19 protein-coding genes and 1 pseudogene are annotated in these 26,922 nt (G+C 58.7%); 6 read left to right on the plus strand and 14 right to left on the minus strand.

What is annotated here, in order from left to right:
* The first annotated feature begins 16 nt into the window (after positions 1 to 16).
* The 6 genes and pseudogenes from Q0L30_RS23565 to Q0L30_RS23590 all read left to right on the plus strand — a co-directional run bounded on the left by Q0L30_RS23565 (position 17) and on the right by Q0L30_RS23590 (position 7,780).
* Positions 17 to 1,774, plus strand: a complete 1,758-nt coding sequence (locus tag Q0L30_RS23565) for a TIGR04141 family sporadically distributed protein (protein ID WP_296662661.1) — start codon at positions 17 to 19, stop codon at positions 1,772 to 1,774.
* 255 nt (positions 1,775 to 2,029) lie between these two features.
* The gene (locus Q0L30_RS23570; protein ID WP_296662664.1) at positions 2,030 to 3,124 is read left to right on the plus strand and encodes an endonuclease NucS domain-containing protein; all 1,095 of its coding nucleotides are present in this window, start codon (positions 2,030 to 2,032) and stop codon (positions 3,122 to 3,124) included.
* A gap of 787 nt (positions 3,125 to 3,911) precedes the next feature.
* Complete coding sequence (locus Q0L30_RS23575; RefSeq protein WP_293034310.1) at positions 3,912 to 4,211, plus strand: type II toxin-antitoxin system Phd/YefM family antitoxin; 300 nt, start codon at positions 3,912 to 3,914, stop codon at positions 4,209 to 4,211.
* 16 nt (positions 4,212 to 4,227) lie between these two features.
* Entirely contained in the window at positions 4,228 to 4,614 is a 387-nt protein-coding gene (locus Q0L30_RS23580; protein ID WP_296662667.1) for a type II toxin-antitoxin system RelE/ParE family toxin, read from the plus strand.
* Positions 4,615 to 5,442: 828 nt separating this feature from the next.
* Positions 5,443 to 5,631 (plus strand): annotated as a pseudogene (locus Q0L30_RS23585) (methyl-accepting chemotaxis protein); the annotation flags it as partial.
* Positions 5,632 to 5,845: 214 nt separating this feature from the next.
* On the plus strand, positions 5,846 to 7,780 hold the full coding sequence (locus Q0L30_RS23590) for a tetratricopeptide repeat protein (RefSeq protein WP_296662669.1): 1,935 nt from the start codon (positions 5,846 to 5,848) through the stop codon (positions 7,778 to 7,780).
* A gap of 236 nt (positions 7,781 to 8,016) precedes the next feature.
* Here Q0L30_RS23590 and Q0L30_RS23595 read toward each other — a convergent pair whose 3' ends face one another.
* The 14 genes from Q0L30_RS23595 to Q0L30_RS23660 form a co-directional block, all read right to left on the minus strand.
* Positions 8,017 to 8,772, minus strand: a complete 756-nt coding sequence (locus tag Q0L30_RS23595) for a TylF/MycF/NovP-related O-methyltransferase (protein WP_296662671.1) — start codon at positions 8,770 to 8,772, stop codon at positions 8,017 to 8,019.
* 96 nt (positions 8,773 to 8,868) lie between these two features.
* Positions 8,869 to 9,924: a pseudaminic acid synthase gene (gene pseI / locus Q0L30_RS23600; RefSeq protein ID WP_296662717.1), complete on the minus strand. Its 1,056-nt coding sequence runs from the start codon at positions 9,922 to 9,924 to the stop codon at positions 8,869 to 8,871.
* A 26-nt stretch (positions 9,925 to 9,950) separates the two neighbouring features.
* A complete protein-coding gene (locus tag Q0L30_RS23605) occupies positions 9,951 to 10,625 on the minus strand; it encodes an HAD family hydrolase (RefSeq protein ID WP_296662674.1) in 675 nt (224 codons plus the stop codon).
* The gene (locus tag Q0L30_RS23610) at positions 10,603 to 12,519 is read right to left on the minus strand and encodes an NAD-dependent epimerase/dehydratase family protein (protein WP_296662677.1); all 1,917 of its coding nucleotides are present in this window, start codon (positions 12,517 to 12,519) and stop codon (positions 10,603 to 10,605) included. Before Q0L30_RS23610 ends, Q0L30_RS23605 begins: the two co-directional genes overlap by 23 nt.
* Positions 12,509 to 13,078 (minus strand): GNAT family N-acetyltransferase, encoded by a 570-nt coding sequence (locus Q0L30_RS23615; RefSeq protein ID WP_296662680.1) that lies wholly within the window; start codon positions 13,076 to 13,078, stop codon positions 12,509 to 12,511. Before Q0L30_RS23615 ends, Q0L30_RS23610 begins: the two co-directional genes overlap by 11 nt.
* Positions 13,075 to 13,956: a class I SAM-dependent methyltransferase gene (locus Q0L30_RS23620; protein ID WP_296662682.1), complete on the minus strand. Its 882-nt coding sequence runs from the start codon at positions 13,954 to 13,956 to the stop codon at positions 13,075 to 13,077. Before Q0L30_RS23620 ends, Q0L30_RS23615 begins: the two co-directional genes overlap by 4 nt.
* Positions 13,956 to 14,675, minus strand: a complete 720-nt coding sequence (gene pseF, locus Q0L30_RS23625; protein ID WP_296662685.1) for a pseudaminic acid cytidylyltransferase — start codon at positions 14,673 to 14,675, stop codon at positions 13,956 to 13,958. The genes Q0L30_RS23620 and pseF overlap by 1 nt, the downstream gene beginning before the upstream one ends.
* 64 nt (positions 14,676 to 14,739) lie before the next feature.
* Positions 14,740 to 16,782 carry a class I SAM-dependent methyltransferase gene (locus Q0L30_RS23630; RefSeq protein WP_296662687.1) on the minus strand — a complete coding sequence of 681 codons (2,043 nt, stop codon included), beginning with the start codon at positions 16,780 to 16,782 and terminating at the stop codon, positions 14,740 to 14,742.
* Positions 16,779 to 18,068 carry a class I SAM-dependent methyltransferase gene (locus Q0L30_RS23635; RefSeq protein WP_296662689.1) on the minus strand — a complete coding sequence of 430 codons (1,290 nt, stop codon included), beginning with the start codon at positions 18,066 to 18,068 and terminating at the stop codon, positions 16,779 to 16,781. The genes Q0L30_RS23630 and Q0L30_RS23635 overlap by 4 nt, the downstream gene beginning before the upstream one ends.
* Positions 18,069 to 18,183: 115 nt before the next feature.
* Positions 18,184 to 19,350 (minus strand): UDP-4-amino-4,6-dideoxy-N-acetyl-beta-L-altrosamine transaminase, encoded by a 1,167-nt coding sequence (pseC, locus tag Q0L30_RS23640; RefSeq protein ID WP_296662692.1) that lies wholly within the window; start codon positions 19,348 to 19,350, stop codon positions 18,184 to 18,186.
* Positions 19,347 to 20,342, minus strand: coding sequence for a UDP-N-acetylglucosamine 4,6-dehydratase (inverting) (pseB, locus tag Q0L30_RS23645; RefSeq protein ID WP_296662695.1), 996 nt, complete (start codon positions 20,340 to 20,342; stop codon positions 19,347 to 19,349). The genes pseC and pseB overlap by 4 nt, the downstream gene beginning before the upstream one ends.
* A gap of 367 nt (positions 20,343 to 20,709) precedes the next feature.
* The gene (locus Q0L30_RS23650) at positions 20,710 to 21,564 is read right to left on the minus strand and encodes a hypothetical protein (protein ID WP_296662698.1); all 855 of its coding nucleotides are present in this window, start codon (positions 21,562 to 21,564) and stop codon (positions 20,710 to 20,712) included.
* Positions 21,561 to 24,260 carry a tetratricopeptide repeat protein gene (locus Q0L30_RS23655; protein ID WP_296662700.1) on the minus strand — a complete coding sequence of 900 codons (2,700 nt, stop codon included), beginning with the start codon at positions 24,258 to 24,260 and terminating at the stop codon, positions 21,561 to 21,563. The genes Q0L30_RS23650 and Q0L30_RS23655 overlap by 4 nt, the downstream gene beginning before the upstream one ends.
* Positions 24,257 to 26,827, minus strand: coding sequence for a tetratricopeptide repeat protein (locus Q0L30_RS23660; RefSeq protein ID WP_296662703.1), 2,571 nt, complete (start codon positions 26,825 to 26,827; stop codon positions 24,257 to 24,259). Before Q0L30_RS23660 ends, Q0L30_RS23655 begins: the two co-directional genes overlap by 4 nt.
* Positions 26,828 to 26,922 lie beyond the last annotated feature (95 nt).

The raw sequence follows: 26,922 nt of genomic DNA on the forward strand, positions 1-26,922 counted from the left end.
TCTGTAATTGACGTAATTGCCCAAACCAGTAGAGACGCTGAAGAAACATCGCGGCGAATCAAAGAATTATTTAATTCGCATAAAAGCGAACACCGGCGACACGGGGATCGAAATGGTAGGGAAAGAGCACAAGCGGAGAAAAGAACGGTTGACGATTTATAGAATCGTCGGGGATGGGATACGCGACGAACTGATCGTCAAAGCAGACATGGCTAGGGAGCCGATTCCACTCAAAATCGCGCACGGACAGGCGACTCTTTATGTGAAAACGTTGCCGCCTCCGGCACCGCTCGGTTGGACAGCGTTTCTGTTGGACGGTCAGGACGTCACGCCCGGCCTCTTCGTCGGAAATCGATCTGAAGGCGCTGTTCTCATCGTGCGCGATCTTGGAGAAACATTCGCGCTCTCGTTCGGCATGGGGTATCACCTTGTCAACCAAGACTATGTTGAGCGGGATTTTGGCCTGCGCGTCACACTGAACTCGGTGGATCCGGACAAGCTGCGAAGCCTTGACAAGGCAAGCTACGAGGACAATTGGCTCAATACCCGAAACCAGAGCCCGCGCGACGTAGACATCTTCGAGCTCAGGGCCGATTGGGAAATGGACATGGTGCACGCAGTTACGGGCGCCTCCGCCGTCCCTCTCTTCGGCGACCAAGTGACGGGGCGCGATGCTCTGTCTATCGCTCCAGCGGCGAAGCTCGACGACTTGCACAATATTTTGGACGAGGCACTTAAGCGGCGCGGCAGCCCGCTGCCCGAGCGGTTCGCATGGATCGACAATGTCCACCGCGTCAAAGACCGCGCGCTGATTCAAATTTTAGACGATCTGCTCGACGAAACCCTGAAAAACAATCCTCAAGATCCGCGGGTTTGGATGGGCGAACCCGAAATTGTCGATTGGGAGCGTCAAGCGGGGTATTCGTTTGACCGGCGAGCGTCATCTCCGATCCATTCGACGTTGCAACTGGGCGAACTGGCCCAGCACGTCCTCGACCGCAAAGAGACATTCTGCCTAGCCGCGCTGAAAACGAACAGTGTCCATGTGCGCGATGCCAATGGGATGTGTATAAATTCTTGGCCTGCACACCGATGCCTTTACGCGGAACTGGACCTGTATGGAGAAATCTACATTCTGCGCAATGGCGACTGGCATGTGGTCGATGATGACTTCATGAAAAAAGTCGATCGCGCCCTCGGAAAAATCGAGGTCGACATCACGCCGCTGCCGATTTATAACCACGCCAACGAAGGTGACTACAACGCCACGGTCGTTACCGGAGTCGCCGGAATCGAGTTGATGGACAAGAGGAACATTGCGGTCGGCGGTCCGTTTGACAAGATCGAATTCTGTGACCTAGTTCGAAACGGCAGTGACCTCATTCACGTCAAGTACTATCGCAGCTCCGCGACGCTGAGCCATCTCTTCGCGCAAGGTTTGGTTTCCGGGGAAGCGTTCGTGAAGCACGAAGAATTTCGAAGAAAACTCAACGACAAACTTCCCAAAAGCATCAAACTACCGGACGTCGTGGCCATTCCCAATTCCCGCAAATATCGCATCGTCTACGCGATTGCAACCAGCAAGAATTTGCCAGCCGATCTGCCATTTTTCTCAAAAATCTCCCTTAAAAATGCCGCTCTCTCCCTGCAAACATTGGGTTACAAGGTCGCCATCGCGAAAATCGAAGTCGATCCACTTCTGCTAAAAACAAAATCTTTTCGTGCGTCAAGCCGCCGAAAGCCACCAGCAAAAAAGACCACCGGCGCCACATGATTGTGCCGCGCACACTTGGAGCAATAGCTATCCGCCCAATAATTCTCGATACGCGCATTGGTGTAAACGCGCGAGCGGAACTCCAGTGGATCAGATTTAGCTGCGCGCCAACATGTGAGCGAATACACGCGATGGAGATGGCGCGCAACGACCGCTTCGCTACTTGGGGTTTTTGGCGTGCGGAAAGACCCGGGCATTGAGACAAGGACATTTGTCGGCCCGGCTAACATTGGCAAGGTAATCCTACAAACTCAAATGACAATACGATCGGCACTCTGGAAAGTAGGAGCACAACCCGAACCACTTCATGAATCGATCCTACCGAGCGAAAAGCTGCTCGAAGACATGATCGTTGCTGCTCCGAACCTATTGTCGGACGAGTGGATGCTCATTGGACGTCAGGAGGATACGGGGTTCGGCGGTCGAATCGATCTTCTCGCTGTCGCTCCCGATGGTACGTTGGTGCTGATCGAGATCAAACGTGATCGAACGCCCCGTGAAGTCGTGGCGCAAGCGCTTGACTACGCGAGCTGGGTTCAAACGCTCGACTTCGATGCCATCGTGGCGATATTTGGACGGTACGCGCCTGGGAAAAACCTGCCGGAAGAATTTCGGACGCGCTTCGGTATCGAGCTGGATGAGGATGGACTGAACGAAAATCACCAGATCGTGGTGGTGGCCGGTTCTCTGGATGCGAGTTCCGAGCGTATCGTCTCGTACCTGAGCGAGCGCAACGTAGCCATCAACGTCTTGTGTTTTCAGGTTTTTAAAATCGACGACGAGCAGATCATCAGCCGCACATGGCTGCAGGACCCCGCTGTCTCTCAGGTCGTTGCCTCTGCCGCCGGACCCAGCTCTCAGCCTTGGAACGGCGAGTTCTACCACTCCTATGGCGTGAGCGAAACGCGTTCCTGGGAAGACGCTGTCCAATATGGCTTTATTTGTGGTGGGGGCGGCCCGTGGTACAGCGGAACGCTGCGGCAGCTCAACGCAGGGGATCGCGTGTGGGTCAATGTTCCTCGAACTGGGTATGTGGGCGTTGGCCGTGTTTCCGGGCATGCGCAGCCAGCAAGCGAGTTCAAGGTCACAACGCCCGACGGGGAGAGGCCCGTTCTCGACGCAGCCAAGCGTGGCACCTACCACGCTGAGTTTGTCGATAACCCGGACAGTTGCGAGTATTTCGTGCCGGTGCAATGGTTGCAGACCGTTCCGCTGAATCAGGCAGTTCAGGAGGTTGGCCTATTTGGTAACCAGAATACGGTTTGTAAGCCGACGTCACTGAAGTGGCGCAACACGATTGAGCGCCTCAAAGAGCGGTTCCCGAAGTACAAAAATAACAACAGTGGCTAAGGGAGGCGGTAGCCGAGCGTGGCGCAACAAGCGGCGCTCGGAGAGATCAGCTGAGAGGTCTGAATCGGTTCAGGTGCGCAACGCAACGCGGCACCCGGGCTGGGGCGACCGACGATGTACGAGGCGCCGTATATGTCCAGCTTTGCTCAACGCTGTACAGTAGGATCCACAGTTCGAGAGGGTGTTGAAGGTTGCTTGCGTGGGGGGCATTTTCATTTTCTTGAACTTGGTATCCATTGCTGAGCGGGCAGTTGATGGATTAGTTTGGTAGTCCTCCGCTCCTGTCATAATTTGTTGCAAAAAACTGCGGCGATAAGGCCATTACCTCCCAGGCAGTACCCGTAAGACGGTAGGCACCTCTAATGCCTTATCTAACGCGCCTCTCCCCGCTTTTTTCGATCCCAGCCGGGCGCCAATCTGATACGTCACTGGGCACCTCTGTGGCGTCGTCCTCTTTACCAGTCCAGTGCGAGATTGCCGACGCTAACTGGGCTCTGTTCCCTCTCAGACGACATTCCTTCGAGCGAACCGTTATGTCTGTGAGCAACGCCCGCATAAACTGTCGAGTTCGTGGATTTTCGGGGGCCGATAGCGCATGTCGTGCAACTCGAAGGAATCGTTCGCTTTGTGCCCGGCCAAATTTTCGGAACGGTATGTTCTGGCCATTCAATAGTTGAGCGATGGACTTCACCCCGACCGCTCTGCCATCGCTACCCCCCTCGCTGTACAGGTTGAGGCAGTATAATGGCCTCAATTTTGTACAAAATTCAAGCTGCAGGAGTGCACTATGCCGATCTCAGCCAGCGATGTGATTTCGCTATCTCAAGCCAGGGCCAATCTGTCCGAGCTGGCCGATCAGGTCAGGGCAGGCGCCGAGAAAATTGTCACGAAAAACGGGGAGAGCTACGTTGCCATCATCGATGCGCAGCGGCTGGATTACTACCACCGGTTGGAGCGGGAGCGCATCCACTTGCTGCTGATCGCAGATGCCAGCAAGGGCTTGGCCGACGTGTCTGCCGGCAAGGTGAAGGATGCCCGTAGCACCCTCGCCACCCTAAAGCGGCGCCGCACCAGAACAGCCGACTAATGGGTCAATACTCGCCGTGACAGCCCCGCACTCCGTCAAACTCACAGCTAACTTCGAGCGCAATCTCGATGAAATCGAAGCGTTCCTGCAGGAAACCGAAGCCCCGGTGGCCTTCGATGCGCTACTGGACGAACTGACGCTTACCGTGATCCCCAACCTGGAGCAATTCTCCGGCATGGGTCGTTCCTTCATGGATCGCTCCGCTGGCTCCGTTGAAACGAGCAACGGCATTACCCGCCTGACCGAACAACTGAACGCCATTGCCGACGGCAGCGAATTGCGGGAATACCTGATGTCGCACTATCTGCTGCTGTATGCCCAGATCAAAGACACGGCGTACCTACTATCGATCCGCCACTACCGACAGCTTTCGTTCGATCTGGCAAATCACTGGGTATTGTGAATAAATGATTTGTCTGCTGGTGTTGGCGTAGCCGTGCGCGCATATCCCACCGATTCGCTTCCGTTATAGAGTTCTTCGCATTGCCTCCCGTGCACTACTCACCAAGGCACAAACGCCGGGCCACCCAGCTTCGCCCGCCTCAGAAAAACAAAGCGCCGGACATTGCGTACCGGCGCGATTACAACAAGGATACGTTTTCGGACGTATCTACGACTGTTCAAAAACAGTCTTGGGATGCTCGCTGGCCCTTAACCGAAGCCACGAGCGGCTTGCAGATAGATTGGTCAGAGTCCGTATTATTCAGCGGCAGCCCTCCAAGGTTAATTTCAGGCAAACACGTCTTCCCGTAGCATCGTAGACGCACGCGGCGGCTAGCCCAACTCGATATCTACTTCCTAACCGCTCACTGACAATTTAAGGCCTTTTCGCGTGGGCGAAACCGGACAAGTTGTCGCGCGGCACGTCGTCGTCATGGCGAACTTTGGGCCTGAATTCGAGTCCTCTCATCGGCACCCAAATCCGCACATTCAAAGCCGGTGGCGCTTCTGATACAGAAGCCCCAACCGCACCGCGCAGCGCCGGGCGAATCATCAGATACGCGGGTCCTTACAAGGGTTTTGCACTGGAAATTCTTTGCTTAAAGCGGTCGATAAGGCAAAGAAGGCAGATGCACCGTGCCGGGTCTGCGCTGTTCTCCGAGGCCTGGCGATTTTCGCAGTTACACGCGCATACGTATTGACGCCGATTACCGCGCGCACGCACGCGGCCGCAAATGAGCGCTCTCATGGGAAGAGGGCGCCCGGCCTTCGGTCACGTCGTTGAATGCGGATGCACAAACGTAGTTTCACGCAAACACTCTGGTTACCGCTGGTGATCAGCCTGATCGCCTTGCTGGTTGCTTCGGTTTCCGCTGCGTGGCTCAAGCGTTCGACGAGCATCGACGAGCGCAAGCACGATCTCGTCGATATCGCCCATGTCGGCCTCGCGATCGTGTGCGAGTACGCCACGCTGGTCGAACAGGCTGCCGCCGCGGCGCACTCGCTTACCGAACGGGCAAAGCGCCTGCAATCGGTAATGGGCATGTTTCAGGTCGGCGCCGTCGCGCAATCAGATGCCGGAATAAGCACCATAGTCTGTCGCACATTGCGGATTTGAATCGTGCGACGAGGGATCATGATGGCGGCGTGCCAATTTCCCCAGCCGGACGGCCATTTCGTCCGAAATGCGACGCGTGAACACAAACGATCTCTCGGGACTCGATGTCGAAGTGACCGACCTTTCACCTGAGGACGCGGAGCGGCTCCATCGGCAGGTTCGCGATCAACTCCCTGATTTCCCCGAAGCACACAACAATCACGGCGCCATGCTGCAGCGCCTCGGTCGTCTGCAAGAGGCCGAGGATGCGTTTCGGCAGGCGCTCGCGCTGCGCTCCGATTATCTCGAGGCGCGCTACAACCTCGCGCTCACATTGCAGGCGGCGAATCGTCTGCACGAGGCCGAAGCCGAATACCAGCAAGCGCTGACGATTCAACCCGCGCACGCCGAGTCGCATCACAATCTCGGCAACGTGATGAAGTCGCTCGGGCGCCTGCACGAGGCCGAGATTGCGTATCGGCGGGCGATCGAAATTCGTCCGCACTATCCGCTTGCGCTGAATAATCTCGCGAGCGTATTGAAGCTGCGCGAGCGTTATATCGAGGCCGAACTCGCGTGTCGTTGCGCGCTCACGATTCAGCCGCGGTATCCCGAAGCGCTCAACACGCACGGCACGATCCTCGAAAAGCTCGGGCGTTTTCCCGAAGCCGAAACGGCCTATCGCCATGCGATCGCCATTCGCCCGGATTTCGCCGAAAGCCATTACAACCTCGGGATCGTGTTGCACGCGCTGGAGCGTCTCGATGACGCGGAAGCGAGCTATCGCGAGGCGCTTGCGCTGCGCCCGGAGAGCGTCGAAATACTGAACAATCTCGGCGGCGTGCTACAGGCTCGCGGGTTGCCCGCGCAGGCCGCGGAGCTTTACCGCAGGGCGTTGGCGCTGCGCCCGGAACTGAGCGTGACGCATTACAACCTCGGGACGGTGCTCAAGAGCCTCGATTGTCTCGCCGAAGCCGAAGTCGAATATCGTGCGGCGCTTGCGCTCGATCCGCGTTATGCCGATGCGCGTTTCGGGCTCGCGACGCTACTGCTGAGCTTTGGGCGGTACGAAGAAGCGTGGGTGGAATACGAGGCGCGTTACGAACAGGAGCGTTTCGTTCATCGCAGGAGCGAGGTGGTGCTCCAGCCCTGTCCGCGTTGGCGCGGCGAGTCGTTGCAAGGCCGCTCGCTGCTGGTCTGGCAGGAGGATGGGCTCGGCGATATGGTGCAGTTCGGCCGTTATCTGACGCGTTTGAAGGCGCTCGGGGTTTCGCGTTTGACGGTGGCGTGTTTGCCGCCGTTGCATCGATTACTGCGTGCCGTGGATGGCGTGGATGAGGTCGTCGTTCATGCAGATGCTCAGGCGCATGTGGCCAGGTTCGATTGCTGGATCAGCCTGATGAGCGTGCCGTTGCGTTTGGGCATGGTCGAGCATGCGCAAGACGAGGCGCTTTCGCCGGCGGTGTATTTGCAGCCCGATCCTGTTCTGGTCGAGCGCTGGCGTGCGAGGCTCGATGCGTTGCCGCCCGGGTTGCGCGTGGGTCTCGTGTGGAAGGGCAATCCGAAGCATCACAATGATGCGCATCGGTCATTGCCTTCGCTCGCGGTGCTTGAACCGCTGTGGCAGGTGCCCGGTGTTCAGTTCATCAGTTTGCAGAAAGGGCAGGGTGAGGACGAGGCCGCCATGCCGCCCGAGGGGCAGCCGCTGCTGCATCTGGGTTCCGAGGTGGTCGACCTGGCCGATAGTGCCGCTATCGTTGCGCAGCTCGATCTGGTGATCTGCGTGGATACCGCGATTGCTCATATCGCGGGATCCGTTGGCACGCCGTGCTGGGTGCTGCTGCCCGCGCAGGATATCGACTGGCGATGGATGCATCAGCGGGAGGACTCGCCGTGGTATCCCGCAGTGCGGTTATTCAGGCAGCGGGCGCAGGGGCAGTGGGCGGAGGTGCTGGAGCAGGTTCGGGTGGTGTTGGGCGGGAGGATGCCGAGGCCTTGCGATTGCGCGTGCGCAAGTCGATTGGAACCGTGACTGTAACGCGGCGCCGCGCGGGGCGCAGATGATCGCAGCGGGATTCTCCACTGAGTGCATGTCAATGTCTGAGCGCACAGTCACGATACACACGTTACAGCCTGGGGGCTCCGGCAGTTATCCCCGTTTCCGGCATTGCCGCTTTCGCAGCGGGATTTCTGTCCTCTATCTCCGAACCTACTCGCTACCCGATCCAGTCGTGCAAGGATGATGACGATGGATTCCATCGTGTAACGTCATTCAATAACGAGGTATGACGTCAGCGGGTTGGACGGGTCGCGTCGCAATGCGTATTTGGACAGTCCCAGCACCTCTCGCACGGCTAACGTCTCTCCCGGGAATTCCGGGCAATTCAATTCATCAAATGCCAGAACTGTTCCTTTGGTGACGTGCGGCAAAATGGCTTCCAGGCAGTCCCTGGTCGGCTTGTAAAGGTCAAAATCAAAATACGCCATGGCTACTACCGTTTCCGGATGGCTGGCCAGATAAGCCGAGATCGTTTCGGTGGCGTCGCCTTTGACAAGTTCGTGCTTGGTCTTTTGCGGGATGGGCGCATTTTGCTCATGAAAATTCAGAATGGCTTCAAGGCGGTCTTCCCATCCGGCGGTCACGGCATAGTCTCCGGCCTTGACCATGCCGCCATCCTGATCGGCGACTCCAGGGAACCCCTCAAACGTATCAAAGCCAATCAGCTTTCGGTTGTAATTGAAAGGTTCATGGATTCCGCGCAGCGCGGAGAACAAGGCCATGTTTTGGCCCCACCGGACGCCGAATTCCATAATGACACCATGCACAGGAACGATCAGCTGATACAGCTTTTGCATGAAGTTGATGCGGGCCAACGTCTGGCGCGTCAGAAACAAGCCCAGGTTGTCGAGCAATTCTGAATCCGGCAAAGGCGCCGCACGCAGGCTTTCCGCCAAAGCAATCTTTCTGGAAATCTCTGTCTGGGTCGATCCCGCAAGGGTATTAATGGCTTGATGCGTTTTCATCGTTCGACACTATCCGAATTGTTTTCACTAAGGCCAACTTTGCCGACATGTTCGATGTGAGCGTAATCGGCACGTCCTTTCTTAAAGCGGCGGGTATCAGTCCACCATAGCCCAGCAAAGCGCCGTTCCCATGTGTGCATCCACCCGTATTTTCTTTCCTAGCATACCTTCGTAATGCCGCGGGGCAAGCCCGGCGCCGGGACGGACGACGCGCAAATTTTCCGTAGTAAAGACATCGCCCGCTTTCATGTCCTTCGCGACATACAACGAACGGCGATGCTCGAGCGATTTCATTTCAGCAGCCGTAGGTCCGTAAGTCACCTGTCCCAGGGCAAGCCATGCACGGCGCGTTTCGCTAACCAGGTTCTCCAGTTCCTCGGGTTCGAGCGAAAAGGCACTATCGACGCCGCCGTCTGCGCGGCGCAAAGTAAAGTGCTTTTCGATGACCGTGGCACCCAGGGCCACGGCCGCCACCGAAACGCCCACGCCCATGGTGTGATCCGACAAGCCCACCTGACATCCCAGCAATTCCCGCATGTGAGGGATGGTCCGTATATTGGTATTTTCAGGCGACGCAGGATAAGTGCTGGTGCACTTGAGCAGCACCAGGTCTTTGCAGCCCGCCTCGCGAGCGGTCTGCACGGCCTCGTCCAGTTCCCCCAGCGTAGCCATGCCCGTCGACATGATGATGGGCTTTCCGGTGCTCGCGGCCTTGCGGATCAAGGGGAGGTGATTATTCTCGAATGAAGCAATCTTGAACGCGGGGACTCCGAGCTGATCCAGAAAATCCACGGCGGTTTCGTCGAACGGGGAACTGAAGCAAATCAACCCGTGTGATCTGGCGCGTTCCATGATGGGCGCGTGCCACTCCCAAGGCGTATACGCCTTGCTGTACAGGTCATACAGATTGCTGCCGTTCCACAGGCTCTTTTCGTCGGAGATGTTGAATTCGCCACGCCGGACATTGAGCGTGATCGTATCTGCCGTGTAGGTTTGCAGCTTGATGGCATGCGCGCCGGCGCGTGCAGCGGCGTCCACCAGTTCAAATGCCCGCTCCAGAGACTGGTTATGGTTGCCGGACATTTCGGCGATGATGAACGGCGGGTGTTCCGCGCCGATCGGGCAGTCTGCAATGCGAATCGTTGAATTCATGATGATGCGCGCCTCAAGATTTTCAATCAACGCCAGTCGATATCCGGCAATACGTCGGGAAGCAGACTGAGATCGTCAATGGTGTGTTGTGCATCGAAACCCGGTTTGGCCAGCACATTGGCGTGCCCGCCCGTTTTTACCCGGATCGTCCTTACCCCGATCGGATTAAGCCCGACAAAATCCTTGGCGGGATTGTCTCCAACATAGATCAGGTCGGTCCAGTCACACCGCTCCCTTTCGAGAATTCTCTGGAAACACAACGTGGACGGTTTTTCGTGCTGGATGCCGTAGCGATGGGTCAGAAGAACCTTGGCACACTGGTTCTCCAGGTGCAAAGCCTTGACCTTGTTGTATTGGACGACCTTGTGTCCATCCGTTACGAGGTACGGCTTGCTCCCCAGTCTGGCGAGTATCGACCGCGCTTGCGGATAAAGCGAGATCGCCGGCATATGATGCCGGTATACCTGTATGCATCGGAGCACAGCCTTGCGACTGGCTACGCCGTTTTCTGCCAGCCATTGATTGAAGACGGCCCCTCTGCCCTTTTCGCTCAGAATCGCGTTCATCCTTCCAAGCGACAACTGGTCATCCCAGCCGTACTGTTGCTGCATCCAGCTAGCCACAGCCCTGAACCCGCTGTCTACGAACGATTTCTCCGGGTAAAGCGTGTCATCCAGATCAAAGATCAGAATCGGCGACATATAAATCCTGGGCGACACGAACTTGCCGGAAGCTCCCCGGTCGGCGATGAAATGGCCAATCGCCAAGATCGGCACCGGCGATCTCCAGCAAAGACCAATGCAGGCCGTCCAGCCCCGCAGCCATTCCTGCCGTCGATGCGCCACCGAATCTGGGATTGCATTCGATCACTTGCAGACCACCGGCTTCATCAAGGAACGCCTGCATTACCACCGGCCCCGAAAGTTTCAAGGATTCCAGAATCATGCGGGCCGATGCCTCGATAACCGCGTCGGAAAAAACCGTGGTGACGCGAGATTCGCCATTGACGACCTGATCCCTCTGCCGCAAAACCAGACCCTTAACCTTGTGCGTCCGATCCAGCCAGGCATCGATGCTGATTTCTATGCCGTGCACCATTGGCTGAAAAATGGGCGCTTCCAGTTCCGTGGCGTGACGCCTCGCTTCTTCCCTGGTCAAATTCAACCCCAGTGAACGTGATCCCGCGCCATATCGTTCTTTGACGACCAGGGTATCCGCCGTGAGCTCGTCGAGATTATCCGTGGCCGGAATGAATGAGAAACCGCGCTGTTGGCCGTAATGCGCAAAGGCCAGCTTGTCCAGACACAGCGCGATCGAATCGGGCGGAGAAACGACCACCTGTATCCCGGCTTGGGCAAGCTCATCTTTATGTTGTGCCCAAAAGAGCAACTCTCCATCCCGGGTAGGCAACACACAATTAATGTTGCGATTGCGCAGTTCTTCCATGATCTGCGCAAAATTTTCTTTCCGGGTAGGCGGCATTTGCCAGAACGCGTTCGCCACATAGGCTGAAACTGCCCTTGGGTCGAGATCGCCGGCCACGACCTCTCCATCTGGGCCAAATTGGCGCACTGCCGCTTGCATGGCGCGAATCAGAGGAACCTTGGCGGCCGCGCTGCTGATCAACACCTTGAATCGAAGGTGCGGCGATGATGTCCGGCCTGATTGATTGCGCTCATACTCGATGATTTCAGGAATCGCCTTCTCAATGTCGTATTCCGGATGCCAGCCGATGAGGCTCGTATATTTCGAAATATCGGCTTGAGAGGCCTCGTACGGAATATCGGACTCCTCCATGTTTGCCTGCATTTCCGGAAAATACTTCCGAAACACATTCACCACGTCGGAAACGCCCCGGGCCTTGCCCGTTCCCAGGTTGATGATGCCGGACGCCGTGGGATGCCCGGCCAGCCGGATCAGTCCTTCGGCTGTATCGGCGGCATAGATATAGTCGAACCGCCCCTCCGGGCGATATACCGTAATAGGCTTGCCCTGAAGCAGATCTCTGGCCCAGCGGGAAATCACATCCCGCGAATTCCGGCCGTATCCACGGTAGATGCGGGCGCACACCGTCGAAAGGCGGTCACCGCAAAACGTATCGATGAAGCGCAGTTCGATTTCGTGCGCGAACTTTGCCATGCCGGTCAGATTGCGAGGATAGACCGGGTCGGTTTCCTTGAGCGAGATTGCGTGATCTTTCGGCGAATCGAACTGGTACAGTTCGGGCGCATAGATCAGGTAGCTCGAAGCGAACACCACTTTTTTCAGGTCCACCGCATTTCTTGCGAGGCTCATCAAGTGATGGCTCAACTGGACGTTGTGGAGGAAGTTCTCTTCCCAAAACCCGTAGGATTCTTCCGATCGTTCGAACGTTGCAGCCAGATGAATGAATATTTCGGGGGCAAAGGTGTCCCATTCAATTTGCGTCATGCAATTGAGATCGCCCATCCGATACTGCACCTGGGCGGGAAATCCCTCGGGACGCGGCTTCAAATCAGCGGCCAGCACAATGGCGCCCCGGGCAACTAGCCGGGGGATCATCTCCCGGCCAATTACACCGGCCGCACCGCTAACGAATACTCGCTTACCTTTCATATGACCTCAAATATCCATGTACAAGTGCATCGACCGGTTTTTCATCGATAATGACGTGCTGCCTCATCGTTCCTTCGCACTGGAACCCAGATGCTTCAAGCACGGCTATATGCCTGGATCTGGTGGCGTAGGTTTCGGTAAATAACCGGTTTAAACCAAGATCATCGAACGCCAGGCTTTTGACAAGCTGTAGAAATAGCGCAAAATCCCCGCGATAAATCGCATCATCCCCTGCGCGTGCCGGATCCACCAAAAAGGACACTTCCGCCCTGCGGTGTTCCCACGCAATGTGCACCAATCCGCCGTAGCCGATAAGCTTGCCGTCATTAAGGTAGCCTACCAATAAGTTATCCGGCTGAGGCAGCGCCATCGTTGGCCAGATTTGCCGCTCATAGTACGACTTCTGACTTTCTGCCGTGATAGGTTGCTTCTGGCGCAGAACATCAATTTGCGCATTGCGCCATAGTCGGATCGCTTCAATGTCGCCATCCTGGACAGGCCTGATTTCTCTCCCGTCGTCCCGGAAACTCTGACTCGAAAGACAAGCGTAGCGCCTCATATCCGGCCTCGAGTAAAAAACGCAACGATCTGCCGTCCCATTCCCACCTTCGCCATCGCTTCATAATATGCAATGACGTCATCGATCGGTTTCCTGGCCAGCAGATTATCAAGCTGGATGCGTGCACGATTCGCGCCGGGGCCGTTTTCCCTGTTCATCACATAATTTGCGTTCGGATGCAGAAGAAACCAATCGATCGGAAATTCGCCAAGCACATTGCGGCAGGAATATCCGGCCGATACCCCAACGGCCCGGAGGCTATCCGCATCGAAATACGAGAGATGATCGGGTGTGGCGATCCAGAATTTTCTGTCGATATGTCCACGTTCCAGGCAGAAATTCTGTAAATCGGAGAAGTCGTTCGGAACTGTGACAACGAGTACCCCATCTGTCGATAACAGATCACGTAACTGCGTCATCAGCTCGACAGGCTCAAGGACATGCTCCAGAACATTACTGAGAAAAACCGCGTCATATCGGCGGCCGCTCTCAACACGTGCGGATAGCAGATCGAATACATCTCCCGTCTCCAGCCAGGGCAGGCATGATGGATTCATTTTCTGGATACCGGCCGCACTGAAGTCCAACCCCTCGATCCGCCAGTTCTTGTCCAGAAAATACTGCATGGCGAACCCTTCGCCGCATCCCACGTCGAGCATGAGGCCCTGCGACGCGCCACGAATCCTCTCAACAACACGAGCGTATCTGGCGACCTTGCAGCTGAAGTAATCCAGCTCTTCCTGATCGTAGGCCGCGCGATAATTTCCCTGATTCGTCTGGTAATACTTCAGCGCGTAATAGTCTCGAAGCTCTTTTCTGGAAGGCTTTTCGGCAATTTCGTAAAAGCCAAGCGGGTGCCTGCGCAGTAGAGCGTTCATTACCCGAATCTCCGTTGATGCTTGAGCTCGGCCATCAGCCAGTCCTCCTCGTTATCGATATCCTGAACCTGCGATTCAGGAACGACGACGGATCCTGTATTTTGTCCCAGCAACGTGCCGTCACGCGCCAGTGCCGCTGGACGAAACCAGTAGAACTGACCCACGTCGTGATAGGCCGCTGGCAGGTCCTGAGAACGGGTCTGAACGTACTCCGGCCAATTCATCGCTACTTTTCCGCCAGGTTCACGTTGCAGCGATCTCAAGATCGGGTAGCTAAACGACGTGACCGGCATGACCACATCGAAATTTTCTTCGAACAGAATCTGTCGCGATTGACGTAATAATTCAATGGTGACGAAAGGTGCAGCGGCATACAGGCAGCAGGCGAGGTCGAATTTCTGCCCGAGATCACCGTAACTTCTCAGGACCTCGGTTAATACATCGGCAGTCGTTGCTACGTCGCTTGCCGCTTCTGCGGATCGCATGAAGGGAACACTTGCGCCCATATTGACCGCAAGCTCGGCTATTTCCGGTCCATCCGTGCTGACCATCACCTCATCGAACAGGCCCGAATCGAGCGCAGCCTGAAGCGGCCACGCCATCATGGGCCGCTCTCGAAACAGGCGGGTGTTCTTTCCCGGGATGCGTTTGCTACCGGATCGCGCAAGGACGATGGCAATCGATTTCATCGTGCTGAAAGGCGAAGTTTTGAGGCTCAAAGGAATTGCCGTATCGAACTTGCAGTGCCGCATTGCGGCACTGCAAGCGCACGACAGGATGGCTTTAGTTGAATGTCCGGACGCGTGCGGTATCCGGTACCTTTTCTATCAGCAAATAATATTGAAGCGTGCAATATTCCAGAAGCTCTTCGCGCGTGACGTTTTTGAGCGTCAGACGGGTGAGATCTATGGTGAACGGTCCTGTTTGCGTCTGATTCTGCGGCCAGAACGACCTCAATCGGCCGTCGAGTGAATTGGACGTCTGAACGATCCGGTATCCCGTTTCCTCGCAAAACTTCACCATTTCATTGCGGGTGAAGAAGCGGATATGCGTGATGTCGAGTAGCCCGGCATCCGCGTACGACCAGTTGCCCTTGCCGAGCTCATCCATAATCGCGAGGTTGCGGATGTTGGGAATGCTGAGCACCAGCTGGCCCGTCGGCGACATGTATTCGCGCAGCTTGACCATCACGTCCCACGGGTTGTACATGTGCTCGAGCACGTCGGCCAGCAGTACCGCGTCGAGCGAACCGCGCGCGATGCCTTCCTTTTCCAGATCGAAGTCTTCGAAGCGTCCAACCATCACGTGGTCGAGTTTCTCGCTTGCGAGCTTCGCCGCCTCCCGATTCATCTCGATGCCAAAGGCACGGCTCCCCGGGAACCGCTGCTTGACCAGCTCAGCGTTGCTGCCGGTTGCACAGCCGACGTCGAGAATCACGGACGGCGTGTTCGTAAACATGTTGGCGAGGTCCGCACGACCGGTCGTGTGGTACAGCCCGCGCGCAGAGGTCGATTCGACGTCAAGGAATTCTTGCCACACATAACGCTTTGCGCGCGGTGTCAGGCCGGCAGCCATCCGGGCCATGAGTTCGGCGACACACGTAGCCGCCGTACCATTTTCCGTTGCGTTGTAGTGCTTGACGCGCGCTGCCGCCGCATTGACCGCAGCGGCGCGCACCGATTCGTTCGTCAACAGCAGTTGTATCGCGCCCGCGAGATTCTCCGCCTCGACCTCGGTGACGCCTGTTTCAGCTTCGAACGATGGCCCCATCACCATGCCCGTCGCAGTCAGCAAGTTGATGACGGGAGTACGCGCCAGCATCCCCTCCACCAGATAGTTCGAATCGGTTGCGATAAGCAGGTCGCTACCTGCGGCAAGCGCCTGGGTGTCGTCCATGCAGTAAACGTAACCGGAATCCGCCGCGCCCAAACCACGAAGAATTTGCCGATAACGCTGCTCGCCAAACGCGCCATTCGACGGCCGGTCCTTGACGATTGCATTGAATTGCAGGCCGCCGGCGCGCAACGCTTCACAACTGGCTATAAAAACGGCAAGCGTATCGTCGTAGACGTTTTCGTTACCTTGAGCACTGAAATGCGACGACCACGTCGTGCCAAACACAATCAGCGGTACACCGCTCCTGATTGGGTATTTGTTGTCGAGATATTGCCGACAGGCAGGCTTTCGGTTTCGAAGCTCCGCGTAGCAGTCCCATGCAGGGTTGCCCGTCACGACGAAACGTTCTGCCGGATAGCCTTGATCAAGATAGCCTTCCATCCCGCGTTGGCCGAACACAGCGAGTTTGTCGGCGATGACCTGGTCATGTACCGTGTACGGATCCACGAGTGCGATGGCGTGCGCGACGTGCAACGTCGGAATGCCGTGTGTTTTGGCCCAACTGGTCGCGATCTTGCCGCCGTTCGTCACGTCTTCACTCGTAACGAGCAAGCCAATTTCGTAGCGTTTAGCCGCCTCGGCCAGGCAAGACAGGAGGCGAACCGTTTCGGGCAATTCTGTCGCCACCGTATCGGCGATGACCGCAGTCATCTGACTCAGCGCCTGGTTTTCGCTCGCGAGCGTGCCCAGATACGTGGCGAACCGGGTGTTCAGTTGCGATGTCTCCGCCACGGAATCCGCGTCGCGGGCGGGGTCGAGCATACCCGGCAGACCGACGACCGTGCTGCCGGTAGCTTCGATCAGACTGCGTATCTGCGGCGTGGGCTCTTCCGGAATGATCACGACCACCGGCTCGTGCATCAACAGAAACTGGCGCAACGCTTCAAATTGCGTGCCCCACAGCAGACTGAGAATGGCCTTCTGCATCATTGCCGGCCTCCGTTGAAAATACCGAAATACTTTTCCAAAAGCGCCTTGACCAGGTTGTATTCTGTTCCGACCGTTACATCGACGCCGTCTTTGACGCGGAATGACGCACCGGTTGCCCAATCGCGCGCGATCTGGGTGGCCTGCCGATCGAGATGCGCGTATTGCATCCACCCTTCGAATTGTTCGCACACGTCTTGCGGGAGGACGCCGCGGAAATCGAACTGCGGCAGACGGGTTTTCAGGGTCTTGTACAGGAGGTAAAAGAAATGCCGGCTACGTAGCGGCTGCAGCAATCGCTCGAATTCGGCTTTATATTGCTCACGCGAAAGAGGCAGCCACGGCAGCAGCGCATCGAAGTCGAGCTGGTCGAGCGCCGCGTCGCGAGCGGCAACGTTTGCCGCGTACCGCGCGTTGGCTTCCCGGTCAGGGCAGTTTTCCAGCACGACGAACATACGGCCCGACATGCGAGGGGTGAGATGTTTGACCAGATTTTCCTCGATGAACACACCGAGATCAAACAGCCCCTTATCGTAGGCGAACCACGACAGCGCGCGTCTGTAGCTCTGCTTTCCATCGAGCGCCGGATACGAAAGCCAGTTCACGTTGCCGCCGCCCAGAAAGGCGCCGTAGGGTACTGCGGCGACGATTCGAAATCCGGCCTTGTCAGCAAAGTCGACGAGGTCGGCGAGCCTGAGGCGCGACACGTAATTGATGAAATTGGTGCTGCCATCGGTCTGCTTGAGTGCATCGGGCCATCTGGCGCTATCGCTGCCATAAGATGCGAGCACATTGTCGGCGGAGTGAATGTCGAATATCAGGCGTCCGCCCGGGCGAACCGCGCGTTTCCATTCAAGCAACGACTCTCGCCAATTCGGAAAGTGAACGAGTACGTTAAGCGAAACGGCGCAATCGAATGTTTGGTCGCCAACCGGTAGTGACGACACGTCGCCGACCTTCAGCGTGATGGGCGCGTTGCCCGCCAAACGGCGGGTTTCGTCAAGCATCGCCTGTGAACTGTCGATGCCGGTCAAGCGATAGCCATCGGCGAGCAGCGGCAACGCAGCGCGCCCGGTGCCAATGCCGATATCGATAATTTCCGGTCCGCACGCGAATTTGCGGATCGTACTGATCTCGATCGTGTTTTTGAGTGCGTTGGTCGAGTCGTGCTGGGTCATGCGGCCCGAGTACCAGCTGACCATGTTCGGATCTTGCCACGCGTCTGTCTTCCAGCGAATGAGCTCCGACTGTTGAAGCTCGGAACTGGGCGTTGTCAGCCTTTGGTTCATTTCAGAAGGATCCTGGAAAGCGGGGCGCCCCGCCTGAGTGATTGCTGGATAGGTATCCAAAGTTCGGTACCGGGATTTGCTGGCGAACAGCGCGCCGGAGCGTTTGCGGCACGTCTCATCTCAGTGCAGCCTTCAGGGTGTCGGCCACCCGGACCTGCTCGTCGTCGGAAAGTGCCGCGTACATCGGCAGACTGATTGCTTCGCGGTAGTACTGTTCGGATTCGGGAAATTGCCCCGGCTGGAAACCCAGTCGACGGTAATAGGGCTGCAAATGCACGGGGATATAGTGCAGATTTACGCCGATGCCGGCCTGTCGCATGCGTTCGAATACGTCGCGATGCGTGAAGCGTATCGCGTCAAGCTTTAGCCGGACAACGTACAGGTGCCAGGCCGACTCATCGAGTGCGTCATATTCCGGCAGGACGAGCGGCAATCCTTCGAGCAGCACGGCGTAGCGTGCCGCAAGCGCCCGGCGACGCGTGAGAAAAGTATCGAGACGATCGAGTTGCGACAAACCGAGGGCGGCCTGCAGGTCCGTCATCCGGTAGTTGTAGCCCAGCTCGGTCATTTCGTAGTACCACGGGCCATCGCATTCGCGCTCCATTCGCGAGACGTCGCGCGTGATGCCATGACTGCGCAGGCTCCGCAGCCGCTCATGGAGCGTTGCATCGTTCGTGAGCACGGCACCGCCTTCACCCGTCGTGACGATCTTGACCGGATGAAAGCTGAAGACGGTCATATGCGCATGGTCGCCGCAACCAACAGGGCGACCGCAATATCGTGCGCCAACGGCATGCGACGCGTCCTCGATAATGAGGAAATCAAATCGATTCGCCAAACGCTTGATCGCCTGCATATCGGCGCTACGACCGGCAAACGCAACGGGAATGACGACCTTCGGCAACCGTCCGCTTCGTTCTGCCTCGACGAGCTTGCGTTCGAGAGCGTTCGCGTCAAGGCACCAGGTGTTGCGATCGATGTCCACGAAATCGACGTCGGCACCGCAATAGCGCGCACAGTTCGCCGACGCGACGAACGTGTTGGGCGTCGTCCAGAGCACATCGCCGGGGCCCAGGCCGGCGGCAGTGCACGCAATGTGCAACGCCGATGTCGCGTTGGACACGGCCACGGCGTACTTCGCGTCGCAACGCGCGGCGAGCGCGGCTTCGAAGGCGGGAACAGCGGGACCTTGCGTAAGCCAATCGGAATGCAGCACGCGCGTGACGGCGGCGATGTCCGACTCGTCGATTGACTGGCGACCGTATGGAATCGATGTGCTCATGCGATTTGCCGGTCGAGTGCCCGCAATTCTCCGATGCTCAGGAAGTGGTTATTGTTGTCGGAGGTGTAGTTGAATCCTTCGCTCACCAGCTTGCCCGATTCGTGCAGGCCATTCACTGCGTAATCGCCTTTCACAATGAAGCGGATCGACGGCGTGATCACGTAGTGGTCGTCAAATGCGATCGTATTCAGGCTATCGTCGCGCGTGATCATCATCTCGTGCAGCTTTTCGCCGGGCCGAATGCCGATGATGCGTTGCGAAAATTCCGGCGCCATCGCGCGAGCGAGATCGGTGATCCGCACAGACGGAATCTTCGGGACGAACAGTTCACCGCCTTGCATGCGCTGAAAGCTCTTCATCACGAAATCGACACCCTGGTCGAGCGTGATCCAGAAGCGGGTCATGCGCTCGTCGGTGATCGGCAACTCTCCAGCGCCTTCAGCGATCAGCTTGCGGAAATACGGTACGACGGAACCGCGCGAGCCGACTACGTTGCCATAGCGAACGATCGAGAAGCGCGTCGGGTGTTTTCCAACGAGATTATTCGCGGCAACGAACAGTTTGTCCGAAAGAAGCTTCGTCGCGCCATACAGATTGATCGGGCTCGCCGCTTTGTCCGTCGATAGTGCGACCACTTTCTCGACGCCGTTCTCGATCGCCGCGTTGATGATGTTCTCGGCGCCGTTGACGTTGGTCCGGATACATTCAGTAGGATTGTATTCAGCGGCCGGCACTTGTTTCAGTGCTGCTGCGTGCACGACGTAATCGACATCGCACATCGCCTGCTTCAGGCGTCCGGCGTCTCGTACGTCGCCAAGGAAATAGCGCATGCAAGGTTCGGCATACACCTGCTGCATTTCGTATTGTTTGAGTTCGTCGCGCGAAAATACGATGACGCGCGCAGGCCGCCATTTCGCGAGCAGCGTCTTGATGAACTTCTGGCCGAACGAACCCGTTCCACCCGTAATTAATATCGATTTATTGTCGAACATCGCCCTATCCTTCCCATCGAGATCGCATACCGCTGGTGCGGGCAGTCCTTTCCCTTATCCCGTTTAGTGAGCCAGGCGAAAGAGGCATTCCGTGCGAACGGAGTGGCCGGCGAGCAGTGCGCTCGTCAGTCAGCGAACCATACTAACGGATGAGAAGTAGCGCCTTACCGTAGATCTAGGGGCGTTTTGCCCTTCAAATCACGGAACTGGTCGAAAGGCGCCGCGGCGACCACAGGAGGGTGCGGCGGGCATGTTCGGCACGGCAGGCCAACCTCTGTTTGCATTCCGTAATCCGGTTGCGACGACCGTTGATCTGCTGTGCCAATCCGGCCAATGTCCGACTTCCGTTGACCACCGCCGGCGTCACTTATCCCGCCTTCGGAACGCGTGTGCCTGTCTCCGCCTTATATCGTTGCAGTAGTCGTTCCCGCGCATTGAAAAACTGGTCGTAGTAAATTCGCGAGCCGGTTCTGATCGCCGCAAATTTCAGCGCGTCGAGCACCACCATTTCCTCACGGTATTTCCCGTCCAGCAGCCCGTTATCGGCGAGCAGCACGGTCGAATCGTAATTTCTGACTTTCCAGCGGTCTGGCTCGGTGCTCAGGATGATCGACACGATGCGTTCGATTACGAACACCTTGGCAGGCGTCGGCAACACGTAACTACGGTCGCTGTTCAGTTGCGCGGCAAGCTCGGTGCCGCCCGCTTCCGCAACTTCGAAAATGCGCTCGCACAGCGTGAGCCAGTGCTGCCAGAAGCTTGGCTTGGCAACGAAATAATTGCAGTACACCGTTCCGGCTGCGCTCATGACGAGGCCGTTCATGAGCGCTGCGCAATCCCGGTGCGGCGCGATCAGCTTTAGCACGCCTGCGAGCGTCGCTGCGATGCCCGGATGCCAGTATTCGGCCTGCTCGAACACGTTTTTAAAGAACGCGATGTTGCTGAAGTACGGCGAAAACGTGACGACGTCCACGTCGTCGGGCGTGTCGGCCAGAAACTGCGCGACCTGTGCGGAGGTCAAGCCGGTCTTTTCCGCAAATTTCGGCGAAAAGAAACCGTAGTGCGCATGCGGATCTAACGTGTTTTCCAGCAAAAAGCGGCGGATCGGCCAGTATTCATACCAGTCGGGGCGCTGTCCGGTGTTGTCGAGCGGAATGAAACCCGGGTCGAGCCTCGCACGCGATCCGGGCGAGTAGAAAATCTGATGGATGTAATGTTTCATCGAAGTCCCGACGTCTGATTGGGCGTGGCGAGTGCTTCGATGCGCTTGAGTACGCCTCGCTGCTGTTCGAGGAATTTACGGTAATACACCTGATTACCCGTATGAATGGCGGCGAGCTTGAGCGCGTCGAGTTCGATCAGTTCGTTTCGGCAGGCACTGGCAACGTTCGCGTCCGGCATGGACATCGAATCGTAAGGCCGGACCTTCCAGGCGGCGGGGTCGAGGCTCAGGAGCAATGACGCGATGCGCTCGATAACCAGTGTGCGCGCGAGCGTGGGCGCCGCGCCCTGCACGGGTGCGTTCAGCAACCGGGCAAGCGCGCTGTCACTGGCTTGCGCGGCTGCGAAGATCGCCTCGCACACGCTCAGCCAGCTTTGCCAGAAACGCGGTTTGGCGACGAAATAATTGCCGTACACCGTTTCGACGGAACTCGTGACGAGGTTGCCCAGCACCGTTTTGCCGTCGGCACCCGGCGCGATGGATTCAATTACGCCCTCGAACACCGATGCGATACCAGGGGCGCCATATTCCGCCTGCTCGAACATGTTCCTGAATAGCGCGGCGCGACTGAAGCCCGGCGAAAACGTCACGACGTCCACATCGTCCGGTGTGGAAGCCAGAAACTGATGGACCTGATTCGCCGTGAGCGACGTTTTCTCGTGGAAGTCCGCCGGGAAAAAGCCATAGCGTGCCGCCGGGTCGAGCGTGTTTTCGCTCAGGAAACGGCGGATTGGCCAGTATTCGGGCCAGTCGGTCGATGTGGGCCGCTGCTCCGTGTTGTCGAGCGCGATGAAACCCGGATCGAGCGCCGCGCGCGTTTCGGGCGATCGATAAATCTGATAGACGAAATTCTTCATCGCAACGTTCGTTTGCAATCCGGACGGTTTAAGGAGGGATGCGCCCGATACGTCGAACGACTGCGGCGGCTGTCCTGTGCACCAGCGTCGCCACATCGTGCGCAACGCTTCGCTGACGCCGCGTGCGAGTGCCTCGGCCTGAAACATCGGTGAGGCGGCGCAGCGCGCGCGCATGCCCGCGCGCAGTTCGGCCAGCGCGGGCAGATCTGCGGCGAGCGCCGCGCCGCGCCGCGAGAAATCCTGCGCATCGCTGGCGACGAAGTGCTGGAGGTTTGCGTGCGCCATCACCGTTGCGCCGCTGCGGCCCGGCACCGTCCGGCCCGGCCAGGTCAAGGTGGGGACGCCCATCCAGAGCGATTGCAGCGCGGTCGTCAGGCCGCCGAACGGAAACGTGTCGAGCGCGATATCGACTTCGTGGTGCAATTGCAGATAGCTGGCGACCGACGTGCGCGGATGGAAATCGAGCCGCTCGCGCGCAATGCCGTCTTGTGCGAACCACGCGGCCAGTTGCGCATCGACACCGCCGTTCACGGGTAACGCCGCGATTTTCAGACGGGCCGCCGGCACGGCATGCAGTAGTTGCGCCCACAGCGAAATCACGTTGCGCTGCAGCTTGTTGATGCGGTTGAAGCTGCCGAAGGTCACATAGCCGTTGCGCAGCGCCGGAAGTGCATTCAGCGGCGGTGCTTCCTGTTCCGGCTGAAACGGCGCCACGGCAGGCAGGCAGACGATTTTCTCGCTGAACTGGCTTTCGAATTGCGCGGGCGGTGCCCAGAAGCGATCGGCGAGAAAGTAGTCGATTGCGGCGAGTCCGGTCGTGCCCGGATAGCCGATCCAGCTTGCCTGCACGGGAGCGGGTTTGCGGGCAAGCGCCGGGAGCCGGTTATAGCCGGTATGGCCGGACAGGTCGATCAGGATGTCGATTCCGTCGGCTTCGACCTGTTGCGCAAAGGCCGCGTCGTCCAGATCGCGGATTTCGCGCCATTCGGCAAAATGGCCGCGCAGCCGCGCCGTGACCGCGTCCGGCTGCGCGGTATTCGAATACGCATAAAGGCGCAGGCCCGGGTCGCGCGCGAGGTGCGGCAAGACGGGTTCGAGGAAGCTGGCGACGGCGTGCCGGCGCAGATCGGCAGAAACGAAGCCGATGCGCAGCACGCGCTCCGGTTCGCGCACATTGGCGTGGCGCGGCCAGTGCGGCTTGAGCGGTGTTTCGAACGTCTGCGCGAAACCGCGATGCGCGTTGAACAATGCTTCCGGATCGACGTTGCTGCTGTGCGTGAGGCAGAGCAGCAGATTGCTCCAGGTCCCGGCGCCGTCTGGCGCGCAGTCGAGCGAGCGCAGGAATTGCCGGGCGGCTTCCTCGATGCGCCCGAGGCGCTGGTAGAGCGAGCCGAGCGAGTTCCACGCGAGCGCCGACTGAGGCGCGAGTTGCACGGCGCGCAGCAGGTACGGCTCGGCTTCGCCCGCGCGTTCGGCGGCCATCAGGATGATGCCCAGCAGGCGCGTGCCTTCCGCGTGAGCGGGCGCGATGTCGAGCAGCGTGCGGCAGAGGCGTTCCGCGCCCGCGTGATTGCCCTGGGCTTCGAGCAGCGCGGCATAGACTTGCAGCACGTCCGGGTCGCCGGGAATCAGTTCGTGCGCGCGCCGCAAATACGGTTCGCACGTCTGATGCTGGCCGCGCCGATACAGCGTGAGCGCGCGTATTTTCCAGCCGAGCGGGTGGGCGGGGAATTGCTCGATCAGCGCGCGCCCTGCGGCGTCGGCCTCGTCGAGACGGCCCGCATCGAATAGCGCGACGGCCGATTCGCCTTGCTCGCGGGTCGGGAGCAGCGCGCTCATGAGGCCGGGTTTTGCGTCGTCACGTCGAACGTTTGCGCGGGCAACCCGGCGCACCACCGCTGCCACATCGTGCGCAGCGCACGGCTCACGCTTTGCGCGACGACGTCCGGCTGGAACATCGGCGAGGCGAGGCAGCGCTCGCGCGCCGTGGCGCGCAGTTCGGCGAGCGCGGGGATGTCGTTGGCCAGTTCGACGCCGCGCCGCACGAAGTCCTGTTTGTCGCAGGCCACGAAGCGATCGAGACGCGCATGGCCCATCACTGTCGCGCCGCTGCGTCCCGGCACGGTTTCGCCCGCGAGCGTCAGCGTCGGCACGCCCATCCACAACGACTGGAGTGCCGTGGTCAGGCCGCCGTACGGAATCGAATCGAAACAGATGTCCACCGCGTAATGCTGTTGCAGGAACACCTGAAGGGAACCGCGTGAGCGGAAGTCGATTCGCTCGCGTGCGATGCCCTCCTCGTCGAACCAGGCAAGCAGTTGTTTCGAGCCGGTTTCGTCACTCGGCATTGCACCGATCTGCATGCGGGCAGCCGGTATCGCACGCAGCAACTGCGCCCACAGGGCGATCGTGTGGCGCCGCAGTTTTTCGAGCCGGTTGAAGCTGCCGAACGTCACATAGCCATTCGACAACGCAGGCAGTGTGTTGATCGGGGGTGCAATCGTCGAGGCATAGAAGGGCGCGACGGCGGGCAGGTAAGCGATCTTTTCGGTGAAACGCGCGCGGAACGCTTCGTTCGGCACCCAGAAGCGGTCGCCGATAAAGTAATCGACGGCGCTTAATCCCGTGGTGCCGGGGTAGCCGATCCAGCACGCCGCCAGCGGCGCGGGTTTGCGTGCGAATACGAGGAGCCGGTTCTCGGCGGTGTGTCCGCCGAGGTCGATCAGGATGTCGATGCGATCGGCGCGAATCTGCCGGACGACGTCCTCGTCGGGTACGCGGGTGATCGTGTGCCAATGCGCGAAATGCTCGCGCAGTTTGGCGGTCACCTGATCGCTGCCCGGGGTATTGGAGTAGGCGTAAAGCTCAAGACCCGGATCCTTCGCGAGACCCGGCAGCACCGGCAGCAAAAAATTCGCGACTGCATGGGCGCGCAGATCGGCCGAGACGATGCCGATACGCAGCCTGCGCCCGGGCTCGCGGGTATTGGGGTGCTCGGGCCATTGCGCCCGGAACTTCGATTCGAAGTGCTCGCCGAAGCGTCGATGCTCGGCGAACAATTGATCCGCGCTCACGGTTTCGTCGTGCGCCAGCGTAAACATCAGGTTGCCCCAGGCGTCGCCATTGTCCGGCGTGTGCTGGAGCGCAAGCCGGAATTGGTCGGCGGCGGCGTCGAGGCGTCCTTGCCTGACGTAGAGCGCACCCTGCGCGACGGCGAGGTTCGTCGGGTCGACCCCGAGTTGGCGCGCGCGCGCGAAGCTTCGCTCGGATTCGTCGAGACGGCCCAGCGAAAACAGGACCACGCCCTGCAGCCGGGCGCCTTCGGCATGATCGGGGTGGAATTCCACCAGTTTCTCGCAGACTGCCAGCGCTTCGCTATGCCGGGCCGCTGCTTCCAGCGTGGCCACGTAGGCATGCAGAACATCGGCGTCCTGGGGGTTCAACGCATAGGCTTCGCCTAAACATTGCCGTGCCTCGTCGAGTTTTCCCACTGAAAACAGCGCGACGCCAAGGACCTTCATTCCCAGCGCGTGGCCCGGAAATTGTTTAAGGAAGGCGCGCGCATTTTTTTCCGCCACATCGAAGTGCCGGTCGTTGTACGGCGTGGCAAGCGATTCGATCTGTTTGCGCGTGGGATCCGGCTGCTTGCGCGTGGCGCGCGCGGGTTCGGCCTTTGGCTCCGGTTGTGGTTCTGTGCTCTCCTGGGGGGCGGCCTGGACCGTGTAGTTCTCCGCGGACGTGAGCTGGCCCATCAGGTTGATCAGCTGATCCACCACGGGCCCCTGCAACCCGTGGCGCTGGCCGATCTCCAGGGCCACCCAGGCGGCCTTCAGCCGCTTCGCGTGAATCAGCGCATCGATATAGTTCGCCCAGTACTGGCCGTTATTCGGGTTGATGCCGAGCGCCGTTTCGAGGCGCGGCAGCGCCTCGAGCGGACGGCCGAGCGCAAGCAGGGCCATGGCGATCCCGTGGTTCGCATCCGGATAGTGCGGATACACCGCCAGTACGGTTTCGAATTGCCGGATCGCTTCGTCATGCTGCCCGGCACGGCTTGCCGCTCCTGCCGCGAACATCGCTTCGGCCGCCGCATGGTGCGTTGCCAGTTGAGGATCGGGCGGCAGCAGCAACGCCGCCTGGCGCAGCAGGTCGCGCGAGCCCGGCAGATCGCCGCGGCGCAGACGGTCGTAGGCGAGCGTTTTCCACCCATAGCCCTCGTTGGGCAGGATTTGCGTCATCTGGCGCGCAATCGCACAGGCGTCGTCGTGCTGTTCGATCGACGTGAGCTTGTCGATCGTGGCGACGAAGTCGCGCACGAGCGCGGCGCGCTGATCGGCGGGGAGCGTGGCGGCGAGAGACGAGATGTCGGCGTTAGCCGATTCAGCTGGGGCAAGCGGCGTGGCGGTCATGGCAGGGCGGACAGGGAAACATGTCCGGCCAGTGTAGCCGCGCGCCGGGCGTGGCAATTGGCCAAGCAAGCGCCGGAATGTCGGGCAATTCGGAC

Source organism: Paraburkholderia sp., from assembly GCF_024281035.1.
Classification (GTDB): Bacteria; Pseudomonadota; Gammaproteobacteria; order Burkholderiales; family Burkholderiaceae; genus Paraburkholderia.